Origin of the sequence: Paenibacillus sp. RC67 (assembly GCF_030020805.1) — a bacterium.
Lineage (GTDB): Bacteria > Bacillota > Bacilli > Paenibacillales > NBRC-103111 > Paenibacillus_S.
This window is the reverse complement of sequence record NZ_CP125098.1, coordinates 3,150,851-3,175,055: the sequence shown is the minus strand read 5'-3', so window position 1 is coordinate 3,175,055 and position 24,205 is coordinate 3,150,851. Positions and strand designations below refer to the sequence as shown.

The following is a 24,205-nucleotide window of genomic DNA, read 5'->3' as shown; positions in this document are numbered from 1 at the left end:
TCAAAGTATTTGCAGTAGTCCCCCTAGAGCCGTTACCTAAGAAGTCATTGAGGAGTTGTCTACTTACTATGCTTGTTCTATATGTATTCATTTTGATTGCCGTTCATTCTTAATCTGTATTAACCAAAAATCCCCCTAATCACAACATTAGTGATCCAGGAGGATTTCATTCTTGATGGCTGCAAAGCAGCCTTATGGAGTTGAAATGAGCCGTTTAGTAGCCTTTTTGACGATTAACCGTCCCTATTAGCTGTTTGTCTTGCTCGAACAAGCGTAGGTTATCTATAAAAAAACGCGCGACATCTTCAAATTGACTTTGGCCCGATAAATGAGGTGTGACGTACACGTTGGGCATTGACCATAACGGATGGTTCGCTTCTAACGGTTCATTCTCAAACACATCCAAAACAGCTGCGTGCAGCAGCCCATCCTTCATAACCTCCACAATATCTTCCTCCGAAATTAGCTGCCCTCGCCCCACATTCACTATACTAGCACCAGGCTTCATAGCGCGCATGATTTCTTTATTCACGATATGATACGTTCCTGGAGTTAGCGGTAAAGTGAGCACCAAATAATCAATTTCACGAACAAAATCGATCCAATCCCCTGCCGTAAAATGCTGATCAACCAGATCTGCATTGCTTCCAGAGAAGCTCAGACCATAAACTGTCATATCGAATGCGCGAGCTTTTCTAATGATTTCCGAGCCTATAGAACCAAGCCCCGCTACCCCGATGACTTTGCCTTTTAGCGTATCGACCTTGAACGGATCCCAGCGTCTCTGCTCTTGCGCTTGAAGCATTTTGGGTAGCTGCTTTGTTATAAATAACAAAAAGGAAAATACATACTCAGAAATCAATCCGCCGAACTGATCAAGTATACGAGTAATGGTTATGTCCTCAGGAATATTTGAATCCGTCACTAGGTCGTCGATCCCCGCACCCGTTGATTGGATCCATCTTACCGATGAAGCTTCAGGCAAAGCTAATAACTCAGTAGGGAATCTCCAGCCTAATATGACTTCCGTTTCCTTCAAGCTCATAAGTGCTTCTTCTTTGGTTGAGGCTGCTTGAATCGTTGTGTACCCGTGATCTTGCAGGAACTTCACGTATTTATCAGCTTCACGATGATACACTAAAATTTTCGGAGCTGTCTTACTCAAATTCCATTCATCCCCAATCTATCTTCTTAGGGCTCTCTCTGTAACGGCTGCCCATCATTAGAAGTCTATCACACCCCTATTCTTTTATAAACCGAACAGGCAGGCATCTTATCTACAGCAATAAATATTAGCTAATAACGGTTGCATAATTTAGCTGTACTCTCATACCTTACTGAGAGGTGCAAAGTTGTAAAGATTTGATCGATTGCTTCAAAATCAGAATACAGGGTAATAATTCCCAGGCGGACATCAAAGCCCCTTGAAAATTGAATTACATACAACCCAATCTAAGGAGTGGTAAGGATGAAAATGGTCAAAACAAAATTATCTATGGTCGTACTAGGCGCAACGTTAATGTTACCAGCAGCAGTAGGTGCAGCAGCAGCTGAAGATACCTCGAAGTCATCAACTGCTGAACCTACAACTATTACCGTTTCCTCTACGGTTCAAACCAATGTGAACGGTACTTATGTTCCAGGTATCTATGTAACCAATCAAGATTCCTTAGTAGCCTTTATTCCTGGAGGTGTCGGCTTGGTAGTTGTCAATAAAACAACTGCCCTGCCAACTGGTGCCTACTACGTGAAATAGTCAACCAATGATCACCTTCCTAACAAAGTCCATCTCTCAGCGAACCAATAAAGACTAAATCCCGTGTAGCCTTATAGGCTTTACGGGATTTTTAGTGTTTCATGCGCTTCCTATATGAACAAGTTTACTTTAGCTTCCGCCGCATCTCCTAAATAAGCCGCAACCCCTGCATACTCTAATTTATCCATAAGTTCTTCCTTCTGTAAGCCCAACAGGTCCATTGTCATCGTGCAGGCAACTAGTTTAACACGTTGCTCTTGTGCTAACTCAATTAGTTGAGGCAGAGTAAGCGCATTGTGCTTTTTCATCACATGCTTGATCATTTGCGGGCCCATGCCGCCAAAATTCATTTTGGAAAGACCGAGCTTATTTGCCCCTCTTGGCATCATTTTAGCAAACATACTTTCGAGCCAGCCTTTTTTCAATTTAATAGGCTCATCTTTTCTAAGAGCATTTAGTCCCCAAAAGGTGAAAAAAATCGTCACCTCATGATCATAAGCCGCGGCACCATTCGCAATGATGAATGCAGCTATCGCTTTATCAAGCTCTCCGCTGAACAGAACGATCGTAGTTCTCTCTTTATTGTCTCCCATACTAACATCCTTTCTGTTCGTCTAAATCCCAATTGGCTTATTGATGCAGCAGGAAAGCCTCCCTTTATTAAGGGCAATCAAATGAGGAAAGCCCGCTTTTTTCAAAATTCTGGCCGCTTTCTTGCTGTGATATTTTGAATCTGAAACCAGTATGATGTTCGACCCAGCACTTAGCTCTTTCTTCTTAACAAAAGGTAATCGGCCTAAAGAAATATGAACCGCTCCCTCCAGATGTCCGGCATAATAGTCGACAGAATCTCTAATATCCAGAAGAACAAATGAATTCGGAGAGCTCTTCATATATACACATAACTGATTTGCATCCATATATTTCAACCCTTTAACAGGTCTAATTCGTTGATAAAAAATAAATAATATAATAAATAGAACAACATATTTGATCACTGAACTGACAGCCTCCTTCCATATACCCTAGATATATGATTGAAATATAGTATACCTTTACAGGGTATAGGTTCAATGAACGATGATTGGTAAAACATCCATTACATATGTCTAATGGGCTGCCGAGCAGGTTTTATCCTTTTTTAACTAGAAAAAAAAACACCCCTTGCTCTTCCTTTGCCTCCACAAGCTCATGCTTTGACAGCCTTACCCAAGCCTGAAAATCGTTCATTGAGCCTTTATCGGTCGTATGCAGCTCCATAACTTCTCCGGATTCCAAAGAATCCATCCCTTTTTTCGCTTTTACTATGGGCATTGGGCATGCCAATCCTTTGGCATCAACAACTAAATTCGCCATAATGATTCCTCCTCTGTAATATTCAAAGTTTGTTTAGTCCTTTTGCTACTTCCCGTATTCTACTTCTCCTGTCCACTCGGACATCCCGCCGCTCATATTAACCACGGTATAACCGAATGAGGATAAATAATCACATGCAACTCGGCTTCGATTACCACTGCGGCAAACAACAATCGTCTCTGTCTTAGGCTGCAGTTCATTTAGCGCCTTAGCTATTTGACCAAGCGGAATATGCTTTGCACCAGGAATATGACCCGATTCCCATTCATCGTCTTCACGCACATCTAAAATATGAATCAATCCTTGATGCTGTATTCGGTTTAGAACATCCTGCGGCAACATTTCTTTATAGCTCAATTGTATTCCTCCTCACTCCATATACCCTATAGGGTATATAAAAGACCAAAAAAATGATTTCAATACAAAGCAAATCTGAGTAATGAAATCCTACATATACCCGTATAGGTATAAAAATAATATACCTAATCTTCTGTTCCGCGTCAAGACTATCACTGAAAAATACAAAAGCGACCGTCTCGATACTTATCGAGATACGATCGCTTTGTCTTATGTTATAAAAAACTATACGTTCTTCTTACCTATTAATCCGGTACGACGAAATAATTTTTACCATATAAATTGATGACTTCTTCGTTATTTATTTTTTTACCACTACGATGCGCAAGAAATTGAATGAATTCAATGGCTGCCCTTTGATCGCGTTCCGTTAGTCCGTCTAACAGATGAAACAATTTTTCTTTGCTGTCCATTACTAAATCCTCCTCTCAAAGTTACAGTGCTGAGGAAAGACTTTTTTGCTTTTGGTAGCACGAAAAACACAAGGCTAGACCTTGTGCTTTTAATAAGCAAATCTATCCTTCCCACAATCGCTTACGAGGTTAGCTGTCGGATTCGGGCGGTGAGAATACGCCCTACAATGTGCAGCCAAGAGCTGCGCATCGATTCACCCCATGTTACTTGGTTCCCCCGTTTTTCTCAAAGAAAACTCAGCGCATAAACTATTAAGTTGTATATTATATTATACCTTTTTTTGATGATTATTGTAAAGCCTAATTTGACTACTGAGCCGTACCTAATAACAATGTGCTTATCACGATTAGCCATATTCTTTTTTTCACTTCATCTCCTCCTCAAAAGTTAGATTGCGCCTGAGCGGCTGCATTAACTCCTCAACATTCCTCCTCATTTACATTACACACCGAACTCAACGCCACGAACCCTTGCAAAAATCATCGTGTCCATTAATACTCCATCTGTTCTGCATTCGTCGCGACGCAGAATACCCTCTAGAGTAAATCCTGACCTTTGCGCAACTTGAATGCTTCGATGATTAATGGAATCACATCTGATTTCTAACCGGTTGGCTTCCAGTTGATCAATAGCGAAATTCGCAATACCTTGAACCGCTTCCGTTATGTAGCCTAATCCACTGTACGATGTGCTTACCCAATCTCCAATTTCAAACTTTCGAGCTTGCCAATCGATCCTATGAAGTCCGCTGCATCCTACAAGTTTCCCTGAGTCCTTGTGAATCAGATATAATCTTAGATCGGAACGGTCCAAGAAATGAACTCGGGCTTGCCGAACTCCAATCTCGGATTGCTCCATGGTGGGAACATCCTGTGCCCACGGCATCCAGGGGCGTAATTGCTCTATACTCTCACAAATAGCTTCATGAACCATGGCTCCATCTCCAAACTGAGGAGCTCGTATCGTTAACCGCTCGGTCTCAAAGCTTTCTGGTATGGTGATTAAAAGTGGATTGATTGTATCCATATGATCTCTCCCCCTTCTCAAATTGCTAACCTTTACTTTGTTTCACAGTAGCATAAGGTGCACCTATCTTAACCGTTACCAATAACAATTCTCAGCAACTAGTACTTCACTCAGAAAATGACCCGTTAATGAACCTTCTACTTTTGCTACTTCTTCTGGAGTGCCGCTCGCAACGACCATTCCCCCGTTTTTACCGCCTTCGGGACCCATGTCAATGATATGGTCAGCTACTTTAATCATATCGAGATGATGCTCGATCACGACAACGGTGTGTCCTGCATCAACCAGTTGCTGAATGCAGTCAATTAGTTTTTGAATGTCCTGCAAATGTAGACCTGTCGTAGGTTCATCCAAAATGTATAAATGATGCGCTCCTCGCTTCAGTTTACTTAATTCTGTCGCTAGTTTAATTCTTTGGGCTTCACCGCCCGACAAGGTTGTTGCAGATTGTCCGACCCGCAAATATCCAAGTCCAAGCTGATTTAGTACATTCAATTTATGCAAGATATAGGCTTGCTCATTGAAAAATTCTACTGCCTCCTCGATGCTCATCTCTAGCACCTGGGCAATATTTTTGTCTTTGATTCTCACATCCAACACTTCATCATTGAATCGTGCCCCTTTGCATACAGGACAGACGGATTCGACATCCGGCATAAACTGCAACGGAGTCGTCACTATACCTTCCCCCTGACAATGCTCGCAACGCCCACCATTTTTTTGATTAAAGCTGAAGTCATTCTTGCTAAGCTGCTTACCTGCCGCCACCGCTGCATCTGCGTACAACTCACGAATTCGATCAAAGAAACCGACGTATGTCGCAGCGTTAGAGCGGGAACTTCGTCCGATTGGAGATTGATCGATATTGATAATACCGGTCAAATGCTGATGGCCTTCCAGCGAATCGTGCTCACCAGGAACAATTCGCGCATCATGGAACACGGAATAGAGCTGTTTGTACATCACTTCATTAACCAGTGTACTTTTCCCCGATCCAGATACGCCTGTTATGCATACCATTAGGCCTAATGGAATATCTACGTTCACATTGCGTAAGTTATTAGCTCTTGCGCCCTTAATAGTCAGCATGAGCCCCGATGCCTGCCTTCGCTTGGATGGCACTTCAATTTTCCTTACTCCGGACAAAAACGATCCCGTAATGGATTCTTTATGTTCGCGCAGCTGTTCGGCTGTACCTTGAGCTATAATACGCCCGCCCCGTGTGCCTGGACCTGGTCCAACTTCGATGATATGGTCAGCACTGCATATCGTATCGATATCATGTTCAACGACAATAATCGTGTTCCCCGTATCTCGCAGTTTTCTTAATGTATCGACAATTCTAATACTGTCTCGGGCATGCAACCCAATACTCGGTTCATCCAGAACATAAAGCATGCCCATAAGCCCTGAGCTGATTTGTGTAGAAAGCCGAATTCGCTGTGCCTCACCGCCAGAAATAGTATCCGAACGACGGCCCAAGCTTAAATAATCGAGCCCAATATCCAATAGCAGCAAGATCCTCGATTGAATTTCGCTTGTAATTTGCTTTCCTATCTGAGCTTTCTCCTTGGGAAAGGATACCCCCTCCAAGAATTGGTGAAGATCCTTAAGCGATTGACTGCACAGCTCGTGGATATCTTCAGCTCCGACCTTTACGCAGAAGCGCTGCGGCTTCAGTTTTCTTCCCTCACAATCAGGACAAGTATGTTCAACCATGACACGTTTATAAAACTCATCTTCTGACGTATTGGATGATTTACGCTTTAAATAGAGCTTATACCATCGGTTCACCATATTGACGAGTCCACCATAGCCCATCAGTTTACCGGCATGGCGGGCCTGAGTCTTCGATGCATCCTCAGGAACGATGAAAGGAAATTTTTGCCCTTTGGTTCCGTAAAATACTATGTTCATAACATCCTCAGGCAATTCTTTTAGAGGTGTATCCAAACTGAAGCCATAATGCTTTGCAAGGCTATGAAGCATCGACCAACGCCAAGTATTATTACTTGTACCGAGGAGCTTCGCATCCAGTGCTCCCTTAGCAATGCTTTTATCTTCATTTTTAATTAAAAAGCGTGCTTCTGTCCGCATGAAGGTTCCTATCCCCCCGCAAGTACGGCATGCGCTTTCAGGATCATTAAAAGAGAAGTAGGACGGATGCAGCTCACCCAATGTGAGATGATGCTCCGGACAAGCAAATCCCCGATAGAAGCCATCGCGATCAATGGCAGCTCCATCAGGTTGCACGATGATTTCGAATCGAATAAAGCCTTCACCGACCAGCTTTAAGCTGTTCTCAATCGTCTTGTTCAATATCTTGAACGTATCTTTCCTAACGATGAATTTATCAATAATGACCTCCATTTGATATTCAAGCTCATCGTCAAGCTCAACCGGATCCCCTAAGCTGAAGGGAGTGCCGTCTATTTTAACCGAACGAAACCCTTTAGTCCGTATTTCATCGAATAGTGTTTCATAATCTTCACCAAATATTTTGTAGATAGGTGCAAGGACTTCAACTTCTGTTCCTTCCGGCAAAGACTGAATGTGATCGATCATTTGATTCACTGTGCGTACAGGAACCGGGTGATCACAGAACGGACAGCTCGCTTCGCCAACCGATGCAAAAAGCAGCCGTAGAAAATCATAAATATCCGTCATCGTGCCCACCGTTGATCTTGGGTTAACTATGCCTTTTTTTTGTTCAATGGCAATAACGGGTGAGAGCCCGAACACAAAATCCACATCCGGTTTTTTCAACTGATTCATCCGACTCTTGGCAAAGGTAGATAGTGACTCAAGGAAACGCCGCTGCCCTTCCCCATAGATCACCTCGAATGCAAGCGAAGACTTGCCCGAACCGCTTACCCCGGTTATAACGGTCAGCTTATCTCTAGGAATGTTGACGTCGATATTTTGCAAGTTGTTTTGTCTTGCGCCCCGAACTTCAATGTACTGTCTCACAGGACCTCACATCTCCCAACCCATATCATCCGTATTTTCATACCAGTATGCAGGTTCACATAGTTCAACACGACTTTTCGGAGTCGCTTTCGTTTCGCTTTCCATTTTGGTAAGCAGCCCCAGATCTGTTAACCAGTCGCACGCCGTTGTAATGGAACCGTTATCAAGATGAACGACAACACCAAGCTTTTCCACAATATCTGTCGCCGTTCGAACGTCTCCCTCATCCTTCAAATAAGTTAAAATCGGCTGAAACAATCGTTCCGCCCGTTCGTTCAAATAGCTATTAATGCGCTGCAGCACGTCATTAACCTTCTGTTCATTAACCTCATAGGACACCATCTGGATGTAGACTGCATCAAAAAATTCAGGGTTAAAGGCTAAAGCTTGTTGAACCGCTTCCCTCATTGGCACTTCCTGATTCAGCACAACTTCAATCTGTGCAAGCATGTCCACCAGCTTCATAATCCAAAGCGCACTGTAAACCGTATCTCTCTTAACATAGTGCCATTTCTCCGCCTTGGCCAGCATGCCCAATGTGTGACATCCTATTCGCATCAATTGCATCTGGCGATCACGATCACCGACGACACGTATTTGGTCGAAATAGGGCGTTATGGAGCTATCCTTTGTAAATAAAAGCGTACTTCGTACCAGCATGGAATGGCTCATGGAGCTTTGCAAAGACCGTTCAATCCAACGCTTGAACTCATTTCGTGTTTGAATACTCGTATTGATCGGTACATCGTTCTCGACAAAGCACATATAGCTTTTACTCAGCTTTTGCTCGTGGACGATCAATTTCAAATCAATATCGGACTTCTCCCATACTTGATCGTAGGATAAGCTTCCCATCAGAATCGCTGCTATGACTTGATCGTCTTGCTTGATTTTACTAACAAAGGTTTGCAGTGCATCCCTAAATATAGCCGTCATTGACTCCCTTTGCTTTGCCAGCTCCATAACCAACCTCCAGATGACAGAATACCATACGACTCATATATTTTAACCATATTTATCCACTTTACCCACATTATACGGCACATACGTTCGCTATGTAAACCATTTTTTTTACAAAATGAATCTATTTAAATACGGAGAGAGAAGGATGATGTAATCCATTGTCGAAAACATATGGATAAATATGGATTAGCTTTTAGTAGGAGGGAAGTTGTTATGGATTTGGATCGCCAATTCCTTGAATCGCGTTGAAGGAAGCGGAAATTGCTTTTGAGGAAGGCACAGTACCGATTGGTGCAGTTCTAGTCGATCAAGACGGAAATGTTCTAAGCAAGGGAAGAAACCGAATTTTCACTCTCCATGATGAAGGAAGGCGACCATTTTAGGCATAAATTCGATAAGATTTCAATAACCGCGATGCCTTATAAAGACCTTGCCGTTCGATCGCAACAGCTTCATAGAATGTGGGATGAGTGTACATTATAGTGTTAGCGACATTTGAAATGAATCAATAAAAGATAGACGGGCTGTGTTCTGCAGCTTATCTATCTTTTCTAATTATTATGCTATAACACCCGCGGTAGTGATTCCTACTTAGATGTCGACTCGAGCAAGTGAAGCATTAATGCCTTTTGAATGTGCATTCGGTTCTCTGCTTGCTGGTAAATCACAGATCCAGGGGATTCAATGAGCTCCTCCTCAATTTCAAATCCCGGATGAATTGGCATATCATGCATGATATAAGGGGAGCAACCTTGCAAATTCATTTTGTTTAATTGATAAGGAAGCATCGTTTGAATTCTATTCTTCTTCTCTTCTGCATAATCGGGAGCATGGAAATGCTCCATGTCAATCCATGTATCCGTATAAACATAATCCGATGACGCAAGGGCTTCCACGAGAACTTCTTTGTTTTCTATATAACCGCTTAATCTTGCTTCCTTCATCAGGTCATCATCCCACGAAGCTTCATTAACAATGGGCGTAACCAGGAGAAGCTTGATCCCAAGCGTCATGCAACCTATGATTAAAGAATTAGCCACATTGTTATGTATCCCCACGTAAGTGATTGTCACCCCTGAGAACGTACCCGATATTTCGTAAATAGTCATTAAATCCGCTAGTGCCTGACATGGATGATACTTTTCACAACAGCCGTTAATAACCGGAACTTGAGAATATTCAGCTAATTGGATGATGTCTTCATGCTTTTTCAATCGTGCCATGAGGAGATCGCAATTCCTTGATGCGTAACGCACTTCATAACGAATAGGCGATAAATGAAAATTGCTCGATTCCCAATCCATTACGACAGCATACCCCCCCATCTGATTGATACCTGATTGAAAGGATAAGTTTGTTCGCGTTGAAGTTTTTTGAAAAAGCATTAGCAGCCCTTTTCTCTTGCTTGCATCATAATACTTCTCCGGATTGAGCTTGATATCAAGTCCTTTCTGGATTAACGCTAGAAGCTCATTCTTGTTAAGCTCCTTTAAAGTCAATAAATGTTTCAATTATCCCACCCCACAAATGCATATAAATGTATTTTAATTCATAATATTGTATATTTATACATATTAATGGAGCTTCATCTACAAGTCAATACGTACACAATATAAAAAAGAGCGCGATCAACGCAGCCCTGTTATATTACCTTATATTCGCGATAGTGCTTCACGTTCTTTTTTTTGTTTTCCAATTAATCAAAATAAGCTTCCTTTAAAGGCTCATTGTCAGAGAATAAGTCAGGGTTCTTTTGCAGCATATGAGATAGGACGGAGTTCAGCTTCACTGTCTCGCATACGCGAACCACAGCATCACCCAGTTTCCCCATCTTCACTGCTCCCTGCTCTAACAATACTTCCTCCACTTTCCAGAAATGCAAAGACCACGACAAGCCGCAGTGCCTTCTGGAAGGAACTTGTATTTCCGTGCCGTCACCCAATACAGTGACTAGCTCTTCATGACCGTCGGTTAGCCGTCCTGGAATGTCCATCCACTCCTCAATCCCATGTATGAACGTGTTCCTGCGCAAATCTACGCCTACGAGGATGATGGTCGCTTGCCGGTCCAACAGCTTTCCCCAAGCTGATTCCCTATGACACGGAGTGGCGAATCGTTCATCTCCTTGCACAAAAGCAGCTGCATCTTTTCCCAGAGCCGCTACCGAATGAGTTGGATGGTTAGTACGATGAACTCCCGGACGCTTGCGGAACACTTCAGGCAGAATACCAACGCAGGATGGAGATGATTCCTTGTAAAACTTCGGATTACTCGCATTAACATATGACCATGTATGGGTAGGCAGCACCAGCAACCCTTCCCTCATATAATCTGATAGTGCATCCAGCACCGTATCCGCACCATTTTCAACTTCCCCTATACTTTTCATGGATGAATGCATCAGTAGTGTCCCTCTACCATCAATCCCCATCTGATTAAGATCGTTCATCAAGCTCGCTTTGCTATGCATTTCTTCAATTCTCCTCCTTATGTCCTTATCAACTTATAATGAATACCAACAAACAATTCTTTTAAGTTTACTACATTGGATAATCAGTTAACAAAGTATTTTTATTTTTAGTCTAAATAGTTGTGAAATCAAATTCTTATTGAAAAAAGCCAACAGCTTTATCGCTGTTAGCTTCTTATAATTAATGAGTTCATTTTCTTTTAAAGCTTTTCAATAGAAGGTCCATTGGCTCCTTCATTTCGGAATCCCCACGATGATAATGCTCCAGCAGCTTATCCAACCGGGCTACTTGATGACCATAATCATACATAGCCGCGGCTACGACCGAAAGACGCAAAATCCCCGATGGCTGATCTTGATAACGTTCTATGAGCGAAGTCATGAATCGCTCGTTCTCCGCTTCCATATCCAAGCCCTCTGAGCTGTCTGCTTTGAGCTTGTTGTCAAATTTCAGCAGCACATGCTCATGGAACTTAATTAGCTTTTCCAAATGTCCATCGAACAGAGCATCCGTTTGAGGCCCTCGATTCGCTTGAAAAAAATGTTCATCTACCGTATCCAGCACCTCAAGCCCTTTGGATAAAGCACGCAGCATTTGCTTATAAATAACTAAATGGCGAATCATGCTAAATTTTCCTCGCTTGAGCTTCTTCACTTCTTCTTCCATGAGCTTGTACTTGCCTGCTAGAAACTGTAAGGAGTTGGATAACTCCCCCTTCTCTTCACGGAAAATATTCTCTTTGATTTCGTCGGAAATAACCGTACGAAGAAGAAGTGACATTTTGCTAAATACGGTATGGATTTGTGCTTCGAACTGATCTTTGGGCTTTGGAGGAAAAAATAGTACATTAATCACAAATGCACAACCTATTCCAATCAAGCTCAATAAAAACCGGTTGACAGCAAACTCCCATTCACCTGAAGCTTCCATTACTGCTACTACGGTGACTAATGTAAGGCCAATCGTTTCTTCCATTCCCATCCTCAAACAGACAACGATGACAAGAATACATACGATCCCAATCGCAATCACATTATTGGAAAAGAACATTCCTGCAAGCAAAGCCAGTGCCGCCCCCAGCACATTGGTTTGAAGCTGCTCCAAAAAATAACGCCAGGAGCGATAGATCGAAGGCTGCATTGCAAAAATAGCAGCTACTGCCGCAATAACGGGAGGAGTAAAGTTTAACAAAGCACTAAGATATAATGCCAATGTCACTGCAATTCCTGTCTTCCACACGCGTGCTCCGAAAACCACATAGCCTCTCCTTCCTTATTGTATTATCCATCTTATCTTACACGCCCGAGGCAAAGGATGCAAAGGCATTGTGTCCTAAAATATTTTCGCAAAAAAAGTTCTATGCAAAAACATTTTTTGTGTTACTATTTGATATTATAGTAGCACGATACATAGTGCCGATGGGTACATAATAATTCAAAGGAGGAGTGACGGGATGCCTCGTCAGTTAGGGAATAGCAAAGCCTCTTGGGGCGGTTATTTCATTGTCATCATAGCGCTTCATGTCATAGGTATAATAGGATTGATCACAGCAGCACGCGGTGATGCAGCATTCTGGAGTCTTGGCTTGCTAGCTTATACGTTTGGATTACGGCATGCTTTTGATGTGGATCATATCGCCGCCATCGACAACACGGTTCGTAAACTGATTCAACAAAAAAGAAATCCGCTTGGTGTAGGCTTCTACTTTTCACTTGGCCACTCATCCGTAGTATTTCTGATGGTACTGACCATTGCCCTCTCCATGAAGTGGATTCAAGATGCTATGCCGCAAATGCAAGAGATCGGCGGGATTATTGGAACTACAGTGTCCGGGGCGTTTCTTATTGTCATTGGAATTATTAATCTTGTGATTTTAATCCAGTTATTCCAAGCTTTCAGAAAAGTCCGCCAGGGAGGCTTTTTAGAAGAACAGTTGGAAGCCCTTCTGGATTCCAGAGGTTTTTTTGCCCGACTATTAAAGCCTATGTTCCGCTTCATTAGCCGCAGCTGGCATGTATATCCATTAGGATTTTTATTCGGACTCGGCTTCGATACAGCGACGGAAATCGGTTTATTAGCCATCTCCGCTAGCGCGGCTAAAACCTCGGTGCCCGTATTCGGAATTATTTCCCTCCCTTTGCTATTCGCAGCCGGTATGAGCTTAATGGATACTGCGGACGGAATGTTCATGACAAAAGCTTATCGTTGGGCATTCACAACACCACTTAGAAAGCTGTACTACAATGTAACTGTAACCACAGTTTCTGTTATAGCCGCATTGATTATTGGTATGGTCGAGCTGATTCAAGTGTTGACTGATAAATTAAACCTGCAAGCTCCTTTTTTCACTTGGATCAATGAACTGGATTTTGGCGATCTCGGTTATCTGCTTGTTGTATTGTTCGTGCTGGCCTGGCTCGTGTCTGTGACAGTATGGAAAGTAGCAAAGGTTGAGCATCGATATAAAGCTACATAAAATAGGAAAGGACCATTCCGTTCGGGTTATCCGAATGAGATCGTCCTTTTTTATTATTTATTAACCGCAGGATCATGTCGAAATTGAATACCAACCGTTAGTATAATACCTGCAATCACAGCTATGGGTACCCAGACAATAGCAAGAGGGTATGAAACTTCAGCAAGAGTACCAATGATAGCACCGAGACCATATATGACTACAGCCAGAAGTCGAAGCAATGAATCCCGACTCAACGCCATCCTGGTTTCTCTCCCGAACAGCAGTCGAAGCTGCTGAATACCGTCTTCTACCACATTGGCCAAGTTATTCGTCAGGACCGTTGTAGAGATACCTGCAATTCCTAATCTCCTTGCCGCAGTCGTCTGCATTCCCATAGCCAAACTTAAAAGAATGATAAGAAAATAGACCAAAGATTCCGATTCTCCAACCCAACTGGACGTTAAGGCAAAAATAATTAATATAATCCCTTCAATGACGAGTGCGAAAGTGACCGATCTTGGCCATAATGAAGGTGTCTTGTCTTTGTTAACAATAAGTGCAGCTATTGCTGTACCTGCTACAAAGCCTACTAATGCTGTTAAAGACCGAAGAACGGCAAGCCCTTCAACATGACCTATGGCTAGCCCCATTAATACAATGTTGCCAGTCATATTAGCGGTGAATACATGGCCTAAGCTTAAATAACCCACGACGTCAATAATACCAGAAGACATACAAAGGAGTAAAATGATAATATGGCGATACGTTGCGGTGGACATTTTGATACAGCTCCTTTTTTACCTAGAGGTGAATTGACTACATTAAAGAATAGCACAATCTTCCTCAAACTGTAAAAAGCAGTTCTCAACCATTCACTGGAATACGGATACTGCGATTATTACTTTCTATCACATACCCTTCTATTGAGTCTTGTCTGAACCGCATACTTCGAGCGCACATCTCCAATGCCACCTGATATGCGAACAACATCTGCGCTTTATCATCTTGAGGCGAGGCGAGCTTCTCCAATTGTTGAAGCTTCCTGTCTACCGCTTCTATCCCTCCCAAACACAGCTCGAAATCCATATCAGGTGCATTCACAGAATAATACACAGCATAAAACTCTAAAGGATAATACAACTTATAAAATGCATGGCGAACAGCTGACATCGCATAGGCTGCAGCATGTGCTTTAGGGAACAAATACTTGATTTTTTGGCAAGAATCGATGAACCATAAAGGAATATCGTTTTCCTTTAATTCCTTGACCCATTCCTCTGTAATCCCATGACCTTTACGTACTTTATCCGAAATATGATAAGCCCTCTCTCGAGAGACACCCCAACTGATTAGCTTCAACATCACATCATCCTTACAGGCAATAACCGACTGGAGCCTTTGTTGGCCTGTTTTTATCAGTTCGTGAGCGTTATCTTCCCAAGTACCACTCCCATGCGAAATTCCTGATATTTGCACAAGATCGGAATAAGTATTTGGCTGCAGCTCTTTGAGCATTGTTCGAACACAGACAGGCTGCAGCTCCGGGATACCATAGGTCGCTACGTCAGTCCTTAATTGCTGCGGACTAACATTTAAGGATAACGTGGACCGAAACAAGCTGAGTACAGCAGCGTCGTTCATAGGGATCGTTGTAGGATCTATACCTGTAAGTTCACTCAATAATCCTAAAGAATTAAGGGTCGTGTCCTCGAATAGATCCAGATTAAATAGAACCGTTTCTAAATCTCTATTGCCTGCGCTAAGGGTCTGACCACTTTCAATTTGCTCTTCTAATATCTTATGGGCTTGGGTCTGACTTAGAGGTACTTTCAAATCTATATTAGGAGGACGATCATATGAAAGCCCTAGAAACATTTCGCATGGAATATGATGACCATCCCCAACCATAGTTCCCTTACAATGTGGACATCCTTTCTTGGGCAGATCCACACCATAACTTATAACCTCGTTAAACCATTCACTATGCTTGCATAGAGTACATCTATAATGAGGAGGTAATGGATTAACTTCAGATATACCAAGGCAATAGGCAGCAAAAGTTGCTCCAACCGAACCCCGTGGTGTGACCATATGACCTTCTGAGTTCATTTGTTTCACAACTTGATGAGCCATTAGATACGGTGTGACATTACCGTTACGGATGATACCTTGAAGCTCAAGTTCCAATCGGTTCGAGACAGTATCAGGCAATGATTCGCCGTATATTCTTCTAGCAGTGGAATAACACAATGAACGGAACTGAGAGTCTTCTGCCTCTAGTTTAATTGTATCGCTCATATTTAGCCCTCCATTATTTCGTTGTAAACCATCATTAAGGCTTCATTTATTGAGTTGATATTTGCTGCTTACTATCAGATTCGCTACTTTACTGCTATATAAGCGCAACCAATAAGATGCTTTTGGACTCACCGTAACGCGCTTGGCCAGATAACGAGAGATTCCCGGTCTTTTTCTGCTCCGAGCTTAAATAGCACTTCTGCCAATTCAGTTTGGAGTACGGGAAGCCCGTTCCATTTTTCAATGACGAGCTTACGCATACTAGACAATCTCAAATAACCTTCGGCAGCGGAGCGGAGTAAGCTATGCAAATCGTCTTCTGATAACTTTTCCATTGCATAAAGTCGTTTTCCGCTGTTTTCAATCCATAGCAGCCAGCGGCCTTTTTGCATTACGAGATCATTTCCTTTTTTTCTTGCGAAGTTCATTCCTTCTTTGTCAGGCCAGTTGACGATAAATCCAAATGGATTAGCCGGATCCGTAGATGGAAGCACAACCGGGCTTGGGTCTCCCGCCCATTCACGGCTTCTAAGACTCTCAACCTGCTCCTTGGCTGCAAATTGCAAGGTTTGGATTTCATCCACCCAGAGCCCACGGGTCAACATCCCCCAAGTTTCCAGCTGCTTCAAAGCACCATAAATGTCTCCCCATTCCCAAGGAAGATGAAGGTCTGCAATTGATTTGGTTAACAATCCATATCCTTGCAGTAAATGCTTAATCCAAGCTATCAGGCTTTCTTGCTCCTCGCAGCCAGCTACATCTTTTAACGAGCTCACTGGATACCAGCGACCAAGCCCGGATTGAAAACCTTTCCCCTTTATAGCCTTAGATGCTGTTCCCCCATTCAATCGCAAAGGGGCGAACTGATCGTTAGAAGCCAGACCTTTCCAGGATAGAGCTAGCAGCTCAGCTGTCAGTTCCGATGGAATACGCCCCGTTTCCCTGCTCAAAGCGCTTAGGAAGCTTGCACCTTTACGCTCTAGCAGTTGAAGCAGCTGTTCGCCTTGTCTTTCTTCTTCCGATTGGTTGGGTTTACCCTCATCCGATTCTGTTTGGTTCAATTGATGCTCTGCCACTCGTTCTATCAGAGGACAGTAAAGCTCCTTCGATTCAGACAGGAAAAAAGCAACTCGCCCTTCCTTTTCTCCTTCCTGCTTTTGTCCCAACCACAATACTTCACCGGACGAACAAAGCCGGTCCAGCATATCTTTCTTGTAATCATGAACCCGAAGCGGAAAGATAGACGATTCCCATTGAGACAGCGGATAATAAAACCCTTGGAGCTTCTCTATCACTTGTCGTAGCCCTTCCTCACCGTTCAGTCGAGTGTGGGGCAGCACATACTGAAAAGACATCATCTTTGTACAATAGCTTACAGGATCAATGGCCTCGGTTGCCTTTCTAAGCTCTGATGCCTGTTCTCGGTTGTGACGTGCATCAGCTTGACGATTCAACCAGACACGATCAGTACCATCCGATCTATTCGATAATAGTTCAACACGCCCCTCTTCAACCCAACCTTGAAGAAGCTCCTCGATTCGAGCCTTATCTAGTCCGTACCGCTGCTGTAAGTCCTGTGACGTTATATTTCGCATTCGATTAACATACCGGGTCACAATGAACCTATCGGCAAGCGCTGCTTTGCCCAATTGTGAGTAGGTGTCCACCTCGTCAGCACATATCCAATATGTGATGGATGGATTGCCTAGGTATACGGATACTATTTTATGATCTCGTCGTAACGGGACTAGCATTTCCTCCAAATTATCGTTGTCAAGCCGATCCATAAGTTCTTCTTCCGTCATTTCACCGCGACGCTTCATCAGTCTAAGCAGTTGTCCTGAGTCATGCAGCTTAGGTTCTTCTATATAATGCTGCTGCTCCATTTGGTTCTGATCAACAATCTCATCCTTATCATCCTCCGATGCACTAGACGCATTAACGAACCATTGTCCTGCCAGTGAACGGTCCAGACCAACCAAGTTGGCTTGCAAGTCCTTGCTCAGTACATCCGACTCATACATCTGGGTATTAATGACATCGTTAAGAAACAATGCAGCAAAAGGCGAGGGGAATGCCGCTTGTCTCTCGATAACCTCTAGCTGTCCGGTTTCGATTTTCTCCAATACTTCACAGACTTGATTGACATCCAAATCATCATGTAAGCAAATACGAACCGCTTCACCAATAAAAGGAAATGTCTCCGCATACGGGAGCGATTCTCTAAGAAGTTCCTCGCTGCGCAATCTCTTCTGCCATGAGGGCATCCGGTTAAAGCTGCGGGATAAAAGCAAAGATGTCTCAGCTAGTCTTCGGAACGCTATTCCGAATTGCGGTGACGCTGGAATCGCATGCTGAAGCAGCGCTTCCAGCCGATCCGAGGTGACCTCGCGAATCAACGGCAGCAATCGAAGAGCCTCGCCGCTTCCGCCGTCGGAAATTACAAATTCAATCCCGTTGTCTTTGGCATTCGCATAAATCCGATACGGAATATGCTGCTCCGCATAGACCTGAATCGCTAACTGCCAGGTTCGATTAAACTTCCTGCCAAACCAGCTATGGATAATGAGCCGATGCTGTTTATATTCATCCTGAAATTGCTCAATGACTATTCTCCGATGAGTCGGAAGAACTGAGACTGCCTTTTGAGAGTGAAGCAGCATAAGCAGTTCATCTGCAGCCGAATCGTCCATATAATAATCATTCATAAGCCATTCCAACGTTTGAAGCTTGTTCTGACTATCCAACCGTACATCAAGCTCTTCGAGAAATTGTCCTATCTCAGCAGAAAAGGCTGCCGTTCTGCCTTGTCCTTCCCCACGCCAAAATGGAATTTCACTCTGCTTATTGCCAGCTTCTTCTACAACATACACACGGTCATTCCGAATGGACTGTATTCTCCAAGAGCTTGTCCCCAATTGAAATACGTCTCCAACCCGGCTTTCAAAAATATATTGTTCATCTAATTCGCCCAGGTGGATATGGCTCTCGGCATGATGAACAGGATAATCACTTCCTTGCGGGATGGTGCCTGCACCCATGATAGCCGACATTGCGGTAGAGCTTAGACGTGTTAAACGATTATTTCCCCTATCCCAATCGACCAGAGGACGCACAAAAGGATAGTACCCGGACAGCACCTGGAGGATTCCCTGCAATCGGTCCATTGTGAACCCGTGATACCCATAGCTGCGATTAAAAACAAGATGCAGCCGCTCCACTTCCCAATCATCCGCAGCAACCATTGCTGCTACTTGCTGGCATAATACATCTAGTGCATATCTGGGTATCTGAATATCTTCAATCTCCCGATTCACAATACTTTGCGCTAGCACCGCACACTCAGGCAACTGCCCTCGGGTACGTGCGAGAATGATACCCCGGCTTTCATCGCCGACAGAATGGCCTGCACGTCCTATCCGTTGTATTCCTGCAGCTGCGCTTTTAGGTGAATCGATTTGCAGGACCAGATCGATATGTCCAACATCTATCCCAAGCTCCAAAGAAGAGGTTGCAACGAGACAACGAAGCTCCCCTGCCTTAAGTGCTCTCTCCACATCAAGCCGTTGTTCTCTGGAGATACTGCCGTGATGGGATCGAGCCATTTCATAACCCATATGGTCATTTAGTCTCAAAGTAAGCCTTTCGCACAGCCTTCTATTATTTACGAATATAAGAGCCGATTGACTGCCTTCGATAAGCTTAACAATGTGCTCAATCAATGGCTTCCATATGGTTTCCTGTTTATCTCTTATGATCATTGTTTTGTGAGGGAGGGTAACCCGAAGATTAAATATTTTATCCATCTGGCTCTCGACGATTTCCACCGGACGAGGGATAAATACATTTTCCCAGCCTCCGAGAAACCGAGCAACAAGTTCAATCGGCTTCTGTGTGGCAGAAACGCCGATTCGCTGCGGCGATGAACCAATCCATTCTGTCAGCCTTTCAAGCGTAACGGATAAATGCAGCCCTCTCCTGTCGCCTGCCAAATCATGAATTTCATCTACGATACACCACTGGACATGCTTCAACATCAACCTTCCCTTGGGTGAAGTCAACAGCAAGTACAGGGATTCAGGAGTTGTCACCAGCACATCCGGAGGATTGCGAAGCATGGCTGCCCGCGAGCTTTGGGTAGTATCTCCCGTACGAACACCAACGGTTAAGCCTTTCCAACTCCAATTTTGTTCCTCCGCCATCTCCTTAAGCTGTGCAATATATCCGATCACATGATGGTGGATATCGTTGTTCAATGCCTTGAGCGGCGTAATATAGAGCAGCTTCACATGCCGGGCTGAAGAAGCCTCGCTACTCTCATCCTTGTTCTGCAGGATTTGACTTAAACAGGGAAGCAGCGCGGCTAAGGTTTTGCCAGAGCCAGTAGGTGCTGCAATTAATGTATGCACACCCGACTGAATCGCCTTCCATGAACGAATTTGCACATCCGTAGGGCGACCATATTGTTTATCAAACCATTGTGTAATAAGCGGATGAAAGCCTGCTGCTTCCAGTTCATGCATAGTGACTCTTCTCCTTCACTGCATTTCTCTATTGGTTATCGATAATTATACCAAAAAAAGGAATGCAAGCCTAAACGCTCTCGTTAGAAACCCCTATGTCACAATGCAAATCATGTATCAAATGATATCGTTTCTGAGTTGCCATGCTTCATCCAGCATATCCAGCATAAGCTGTATGACAGACAGTAGATGGTCTCTTTTCGTGATACTATAATTAGGTTTCTCCACGGTTGTAAGAAGCTTGCCCATAAGCATAACGAATCTTAATGAGGCTGCCACGGCAAAGCCATATCTCACACCGTTAGCATTTCCGTCCCAGCCAACCTCTCTTAATCCATCCAGGTAGCTTTGCACCAAAGCTTCTTTGTGCTTATACACGGTATCCATATCCACATGTTTCCTAAGCGTAAGCCCGAACATGCGTCCAAGCTCTTCTCCAACACCTGATAGGCTGGCAAACTGCCAATCAATCGCAACCAATCTGTCCTGCCCTTTGTATTGCTCCATGTATACATTCCCGCTATGAATATCTTGATGAGCAAATACCTGCGGCAGTTGATTCAACGCATCCAATAAATCTGCAACTTTTAGTCTAGAGGATTCATATCGATCCCAATACACATTAGGGTTGATGTGATCCAATTGATGTTTGTGCCAAACGGCTTTTTGTTCTTCCATGCTTTGCAAATAACTTTCAATTACTTGTACCCAAGAGTTCATCCAATTCGTACATAGGAAGGATTCCGTCGGAACGGGTAAACCTGTTAAATAAGCACCGTTGAATTTTCCAAGCCCAAAAGCAATGCCAATCTGTTCTTTCTCATTCCACCCAGTATCCAAACGCTGTTCATCAATATCCTCCATCCATACCCAAACACAGCCGTCGGATTGTTCTTCGATTAAGTAGCAAACAGGCGCCCTCATCGTATCTGGCAATTGTTCAAGTATTCCGGAATGATACACCAATACTTCACGCTTCCAGTAATAATAATGATCTTCTCCTGCTCTAGCAGCATCGGGTCTCAGGATTTTGAGGATGAGCGTACAACATGAGTTGAATTCTCCTAATAACAAGGCACAATGAATACGGTGTACCTCGGTCTCTGATTTAACCTCACCAAGTGGACGGTTATACCAGGATACAATGTGAATGGATTCCAATGGATATTTCATTTTCAATGCTGAATGCAGCATTGCTGAATCTATACAAATATCAGCTTGCTTTTCGGATTGGACCGACATGGAAAGCCCCCTTTTAATGGAATGGGATATAGCTTAATCTCTGGTTATCAAAGTAGGTATTACCATGATATGGATAATTTAGCTATCTATCAAATGCCAAATTCGTCGTTTTACATAAAGCGATCAAGAAGACTTTTCCTTTCAGCAAGCTGGAACGCAGGCTTTTCTGAAAACATACGTTCCCATTTCCTCTCTATTCCTCTTAATTTCACCGGTTTCAGATAAGTCATTTCTCATTTCTGACTTTGCCAACAAAAAAAGAATACAGGAGAATTTCCCGTATCCCTTTCTTGTTGAGTACAACCTTATGATTTGCTGGCAACAAGCTTGCCCTGCTGAATTTCATACATTTGATGGTACTTGCCACCGAGATTCATTAATTCATTGTGGTCTCCCCGTTCTACGATTTCTCCACGGTCAAGAACCAGAATTAGATCCGCATTCTTCACAGTGGATAGACGGTGAGCAATGACGAAGGTCGTTCTTCCTTGCTTCACAACATCAAGAGCTTGTTGGATGATGGTTTCTGTCTCTGTATCGATGTTGGATGTTGCTTCGTCAAGAATAAGAATAGCAGGATCAAAAGCCAAAGCCCTTGCAAAGGAAATCAGCTGTCTCTGTCCGGCAGAAAGCGTGCTTCCTTTTTCGATCACCGGTTCATCTATCCCATGAGGAAGTTGTTCCAGCAACGATTCTGCACCAACATCGGTCAGTACTTTATGGATTTTTTCACGTGTAATGGATGGATCATTTAACGATACGTTCGTTGCAATAGTTCCCGAGAAAAGGAAAGGATCCTGAAGCACTATGCCCATATGCTGTCGCATCGTTTGCCGAGGCATTTGTCTTGTGTCTATCCCGTCAATCGTGATGCCTCCTGCTTCCGGATCGTAGAATCGAAACAGTAAGTTCAGAATCGAGCTCTTCCCTGATCCCGTGTGTCCTACTAGGGCGACGGTTTGGCCCGGCTTGGCTTCGAACGTTATTCCTTTAAGTACAGGCTCTCCGCTCTTATAGGAGAACCACACTTGATCGAATTGGACATGGCCTTTATATCGCTCCACCTTTTGCTCCGAAACATCTTCGCCTTCCTCATCAACCAATTTGAAAACCCGCTCCGCCGAAACCAGCGCACGCTCCAGGTTAGGCAATTGATTCACGATGTTCACCATGGGCTGAAACAATCGGTTCAAATAATCGACGAAGGCATACAGTACCCCGAGCGAAACGGCACCAGCAGCTCCATTTAGCGACGCCCCGCCAAAATACCAGATCAGGGCGACCAAAGCCACATTCCGAATGACAGCAACCAAATTATATCCCGTCCATGAGTTTAAGCTCAGCAGCTTATTTTGAACATGGAACAGCTTGTTGTTGTATTGCTCGAAATTATCTTCAATCCGCTTCTCTTTACGAAAAGCTTTTATAATGGTCATCCCTTGTATGGATTCATTAATGATTCCGTTAATTTCACTGACGGTCGAACGAATGATGCGATTAAACTTTTTAGCTATTTTTCCGTATATAATAATCCAGACAACAAGAGCAGGGACGACGAATAGACAAATCGCGGCTAACTGCACATCCAGAATAAATAATGCGATATAAATGCCAAGCATATGAATAAAGCCTGTTGTAAAATTAGCAAGCACATTCACATACAAATCCCGGATCGACTCCGTGTCATTCGTCACTCTCGATACGACCTTCCCCGCCGGCAAGTTGTCGAAATATCGAATAGGGAGTCGGTTAAGCTGAGCGAACACATCCGTTCTCATTCGACGAATAATCCGATTAGCTGAGCTTTGCAGGAAATAACGCTGACCATAGGTAAATATAGCCGAGATGACCGTCAGGCCCATATACAACCAGCATAGCTTCAGCATTCCTGCCATTTCCGGACGAAAGAAGGTGTACAACTGCTCCCGGTTTAGCTGCTCTCCTGCATAGTTATTACTCTCTGTTCCCTTCGTAATTCGAATCGTCCCACTAGTAACCTGACGTTCACCGTCGAATGCTATAGGGCCACCAATAAAGTAATACTCACGATCAATTTGGAGCACTCTCACTTCATGACCACGTGGTTCTCCTTCAGCAAAATGGTCGGACCGTTTATACTGCTTTCCGCCATAGGATACCGTGTATTCTTCACTGCTGGTTGTTTCGTACCAAGGCTTTTCAATTCCAGAAATGTGGAGGTCAATGATCCTCTTAGCAATAAGTGGTCCCGCCAAGTCGGTACCTACGGCAACACTAAGCATGATTAACGCGAGGACCAGCTGCATTTTAAATTGAACGGCATAGGCGATCAATCGTTTAATGGTTTGGGTCTTGGTACCCGAGCCTGCTTCACTGTCGATATCATAGTCTA

General features: G+C 43.6%; 19 protein-coding genes and 1 riboswitch. Of the genes, 2 read left to right on the top strand and 17 right to left on the bottom strand.

Features of this window, described 5'->3' with window-relative positions; genetic code table 11:
• Positions 1-214 precede the first annotated feature (214 nt).
• The gene (locus QMA13_RS14550) at positions 215-1,165 is read right to left on the bottom strand and encodes a D-2-hydroxyacid dehydrogenase (protein WP_282942229.1); all 951 of its coding nucleotides are present in this window, start codon (positions 1,163-1,165) and stop codon (positions 215-217) included.
• A gap of 303 nt (positions 1,166-1,468) precedes the next feature.
• Between QMA13_RS14550 and QMA13_RS14545 the strand changes: the two genes are divergently transcribed.
• Entirely contained in the window at positions 1,469-1,756 is a 288-nt protein-coding gene (locus QMA13_RS14545) for a hypothetical protein (protein WP_282942228.1), read from the top strand.
• Between the two features lie 110 nt (positions 1,757-1,866).
• Here the strand turns inward: QMA13_RS14545 and QMA13_RS14540 are convergent, their stop codons facing one another.
• From QMA13_RS14540 to QMA13_RS14490, 11 genes are all read right to left on the bottom strand, one after another.
• On the bottom strand, positions 1,867-2,349 hold the full coding sequence (locus QMA13_RS14540; protein ID WP_282942226.1) for a DsrE/DsrF/DrsH-like family protein: 483 nt from the start codon (positions 2,347-2,349) through the stop codon (positions 1,867-1,869).
• Between the two features lie 21 nt (positions 2,350-2,370).
• Positions 2,371-2,754, bottom strand: coding sequence for a rhodanese-like domain-containing protein (locus QMA13_RS14535; protein ID WP_282942225.1), 384 nt, complete (start codon positions 2,752-2,754; stop codon positions 2,371-2,373).
• A 133-nt stretch (positions 2,755-2,887) separates the two neighbouring features.
• Positions 2,888-3,112, bottom strand: a complete 225-nt coding sequence (locus QMA13_RS14530; RefSeq protein ID WP_282942224.1) for a sulfurtransferase TusA family protein — start codon at positions 3,110-3,112, stop codon at positions 2,888-2,890.
• 45 nt (positions 3,113-3,157) lie between these two features.
• Positions 3,158-3,469 (bottom strand): rhodanese-like domain-containing protein, encoded by a 312-nt coding sequence (locus QMA13_RS14525; protein WP_481858173.1) that lies wholly within the window; start codon positions 3,467-3,469, stop codon positions 3,158-3,160.
• Between the two features lie 245 nt (positions 3,470-3,714).
• Positions 3,715-3,882, bottom strand: coding sequence for a hypothetical protein (locus QMA13_RS14520; protein WP_282942223.1), 168 nt, complete (start codon positions 3,880-3,882; stop codon positions 3,715-3,717).
• Between the two features lie 103 nt (positions 3,883-3,985).
• Positions 3,986-4,135, bottom strand: a riboswitch (cyclic di-AMP (ydaO/yuaA leader).
• A 189-nt stretch (positions 4,136-4,324) separates the two neighbouring features.
• On the bottom strand, positions 4,325-4,909 hold the full coding sequence (locus tag QMA13_RS14515; RefSeq protein WP_282942222.1) for a GNAT family N-acetyltransferase: 585 nt from the start codon (positions 4,907-4,909) through the stop codon (positions 4,325-4,327).
• 75 nt (positions 4,910-4,984) lie between these two features.
• Entirely contained in the window at positions 4,985-7,879 is a 2,895-nt protein-coding gene (uvrA, locus tag QMA13_RS14510; protein WP_282942221.1) for an excinuclease ABC subunit UvrA, read from the bottom strand.
• Positions 7,880-7,885: 6 nt separating this feature from the next.
• Complete coding sequence (locus QMA13_RS14505; RefSeq protein WP_282942220.1) at positions 7,886-8,842, bottom strand: hypothetical protein; 957 nt, start codon at positions 8,840-8,842, stop codon at positions 7,886-7,888.
• 587 nt (positions 8,843-9,429) lie between these two features.
• A complete protein-coding gene (locus QMA13_RS14500) occupies positions 9,430-10,353 on the bottom strand; it encodes a Rossmann-fold NAD(P)-binding domain-containing protein (RefSeq protein WP_282942218.1) in 924 nt (307 codons plus the stop codon).
• Between the two features lie 185 nt (positions 10,354-10,538).
• Positions 10,539-11,312: an AAC(3) family N-acetyltransferase gene (locus QMA13_RS14495; protein ID WP_282942217.1), complete on the bottom strand. Its 774-nt coding sequence runs from the start codon at positions 11,310-11,312 to the stop codon at positions 10,539-10,541.
• Positions 11,313-11,502: 190 nt separating this feature from the next.
• On the bottom strand, positions 11,503-12,570 hold the full coding sequence (locus tag QMA13_RS14490; RefSeq protein ID WP_282942216.1) for an FUSC family protein: 1,068 nt from the start codon (positions 12,568-12,570) through the stop codon (positions 11,503-11,505).
• A 196-nt stretch (positions 12,571-12,766) separates the two neighbouring features.
• Here QMA13_RS14490 and QMA13_RS14485 point away from each other — a divergent pair, with 196 nt between their 5' ends.
• Positions 12,767-13,789, top strand: coding sequence for a HoxN/HupN/NixA family nickel/cobalt transporter (locus QMA13_RS14485; protein ID WP_282942215.1), 1,023 nt, complete (start codon positions 12,767-12,769; stop codon positions 13,787-13,789).
• 53 nt (positions 13,790-13,842) lie between these two features.
• On the opposite strand, the gene QMA13_RS14480 is transcribed toward QMA13_RS14485, so the two are convergent.
• From QMA13_RS14480 to QMA13_RS14460, 5 genes are all read right to left on the bottom strand, one after another.
• On the bottom strand, positions 13,843-14,550 hold the full coding sequence (locus QMA13_RS14480) for a YoaK family protein (RefSeq protein WP_282942214.1): 708 nt from the start codon (positions 14,548-14,550) through the stop codon (positions 13,843-13,845).
• 85 nt (positions 14,551-14,635) lie between these two features.
• A complete protein-coding gene (locus QMA13_RS14475; protein ID WP_282942213.1) occupies positions 14,636-16,069 on the bottom strand; it encodes a PolC-type DNA polymerase III family protein in 1,434 nt (477 codons plus the stop codon).
• Positions 16,070-16,197: 128 nt separating this feature from the next.
• A complete protein-coding gene (locus QMA13_RS14470; protein WP_282942211.1) occupies positions 16,198-20,592 on the bottom strand; it encodes a DEAD/DEAH box helicase in 4,395 nt (1,464 codons plus the stop codon).
• Between the two features lie 117 nt (positions 20,593-20,709).
• Positions 20,710-21,834 (bottom strand): phosphotransferase, encoded by a 1,125-nt coding sequence (locus QMA13_RS14465; RefSeq protein ID WP_282942209.1) that lies wholly within the window; start codon positions 21,832-21,834, stop codon positions 20,710-20,712.
• 305 nt (positions 21,835-22,139) lie between these two features.
• The gene (locus tag QMA13_RS14460) at positions 22,140-24,119 is read right to left on the bottom strand and encodes an ABC transporter ATP-binding protein (protein ID WP_282943399.1); all 1,980 of its coding nucleotides are present in this window, start codon (positions 24,117-24,119) and stop codon (positions 22,140-22,142) included.
• Positions 24,120-24,205: the final 86 nt, after the last annotated feature.